1 protein-coding gene is annotated in these 2,424 nt (G+C 71.5%); it reads left to right on the top strand.

Going from position 1 to position 2,424, the window contains the following annotated elements; genetic code table 11:
• A partial coding sequence (locus tag E1284_RS40195) for a CDP-glycerol glycerophosphotransferase family protein (protein ID WP_207924242.1) occupies positions 1-2,424 on the top strand: 2,424 nt, incomplete at both ends.

Here is a 2,424-nt window from a genome sequence, read left to right as displayed (position 1 = left end):
CCGAGATCGGCGCCGTCACCGACCGGTTCGCGGCGGTGGAGACCGTCAGCCGGTTCCTGGGGTCGCGGCCGGAGCGGGCGGTGCGCGCGTGCAAGCGCGAGTACGACGAGGTGGCACTGCGCAGCGACCTGAGGATCTTCCTGAATGTGCTGGGTGAGGCCGACGAGGAGTTCCGAGTCCGATTCATGGAGTTGGCACAGAGCTTCCTCGCCCAGGCCGACCGTTCGGCGTTGGAAGCGCTGCCGGCGATGATGCGGCTGAAATGGCATCTGGTGGGTCGTGGACTGGTACCGGAGTTGCTGGAGGTTCTGGCCTACGAACGCCGCGGACTGCGGATCCCGGTGACCCGTCGGCTGTGGCGGTATTACGCGAAGTACCCGTTCTGGGGAGATCGCCGCCTGCGGGTCCCTCGCCGCGTGTTCCGGCTCGGTGAGGAACTCGCGGCCCGTGCCCGGCTGCACGAGATGACATGGCGGCGTGGCAAGCTGCACATCACCGGGCACGCCTACATCGACTACGTCGGCACGGGCTCTCCGTGGTCGTCCCTGAAGGCCATCGGCGTCCGGGAGGTCGGCAGCGGCCGCACCCGAGCGGTGCCGGCGCGCACCCGGCGCTGCCGGGACGCCGACGAGACGGCGGGCGATCCGCACCGCAGCCACCGGTGGTCGGGGTTCTCGGCGACGATCGATCCGAAGCGGCTGCGGCGCGGCGGCCGCTACGTCGATGGGACCTGGCTGGTCGCGGCGGGGGTCTACGACCGCGGTGTGCTGCGGCGGGGCGCGCTGTCGGCACCGTCCTCCGGCAGCGGCGCGCACCCGGCCTGGCACTATGTCGACGAGGACGTGCGCGTGGTTCCGATGATCACGCGCGGCGGCACGATGCGGCTGCGGGTGGAGACGGTCCGGGCCCGCGTCACCGGCCACCGGGTGGTCGACGGCGCCCTGGAGATCCGCGGCACGATTCCCGGTGGAGTGCCGGACGGTGCCGCGGTCATCGTGCGGAGGCGGGCCGGGACGGAGCTGAGCCGCTACCCGGTGACCTCTGACGACACGGCCCCCAGGGGGTATCGCGTACGGATCCCACTGCGTGAGCTGATCGCTGGGGCGTCCGCCGCCGGCGAGGAGACCGCCCGCCCGCCCGGGGCCGGACAGGGCCCCGACCCTGACGACGATGTCGGTCTTCGTCTCGCCATGAGACTTCCGGACGACCCCGCCGGAGCAGCCGAGCCGGTTCAGATGGTGCTGGACGACGACGCCGCCGAGGGGCTGTACACCTTCGCGGGCAGGGAGTTCGTCGTCTACCGCTCCCGCCACGGCTACGCGTGGCTTCAGGTCCGTACATCGCGGCCTGTGGTCACCGCAGCGACGTGGGAGTCGAGTGGGACGCTGGTGCTGTCCGGCGACTGCCCGTCCGACCTGGTGGATCCGGCGGAGCTGGTGCTGCGTAGCCGCGACCGGAACGAGGAGCGCGCGTTCCCGATGTCCCGCGCGGCCGGGCGGTTCCGCGCCGAACTCCCGCTGAGCCGCGTCGACTCGCCGGGCGGCGTCCTGCCGCTGGCGGCCGGCAGATGGGACCTGCGTCTCCGGCAGCCCGGGGGGACGTCGAGCCGGTCCGTTGTGCTGGATCATGCGGTGCTGGGCTGCCTGCCGGTCGAGACGACGGTGGACGGCCGCCGCTATGTGTTCCGCGAGCAGGGCTATGACGTGCCGATCGTGGAGGTCCACTCCGATCTGCGGCCGGGCGAGCGCGGCGCCTACCGCCAGGCGCGGACCCGCGTCCGGCACTACCGCGCCCCGCGCCGCCTGCGCTCCCTGCGCCCGGCGGTGGTCTACGACAGCTACTCGGGCAAGCAGTACTCCGACAGCCCGCGCGCCATCCACGAGGAGCTTGTGGAACGTGGAGTCGAACTAGAACATCTGTGGGTGGTGCGTGACGGTCAGGTGGAGTTGCCGGAGACGGCGCGTCCGGTGCGGCTGTGGGGAGCCGAGTGGTACGAGGCGATGGCCAGCAGCCGCTACGTCGTCACCAACGCGCACCTGCCGGAGTGGTTCGTGCGCCGTCCCGGGCAGGTCGTCGTGCAGACGTGGCACGGCACCCCGCTCAAGCGGATCGGGTTCGACATCCAGGACGTGCAGTTCGCCAACGCGCGCTATCTGGAGAAGGTGGCCAAGGAGACGCCGAACTGGAGTTACCTGGTGTCGCCGAACGGTTTCAGCACGCCGATCCTGCGCCGGGCGTTCCGGTATGAGGGCGAGCTGATCGAGACCGGGTATCCGCGCAACGATGTGCTGGCGTCCCCTGATCGGGAGATGCTGGCCGAGCGGGTGCGCGAGCGGCTCGGGCTGCCGCCGGGCAAGCGCGCCGTCCTGTACGCGCCGACCTGGCGGGACGACAGCTACTACGGCCCCGGCAAGTACCGCCTGG

The organism is Actinomadura bangladeshensis (genome assembly GCF_004348335.1).
GTDB lineage: Bacteria > Actinomycetota > Actinomycetes > Streptosporangiales > Streptosporangiaceae > Spirillospora > Spirillospora bangladeshensis.
This window is presented reverse-complemented; position numbering and strand designations above follow the sequence as displayed.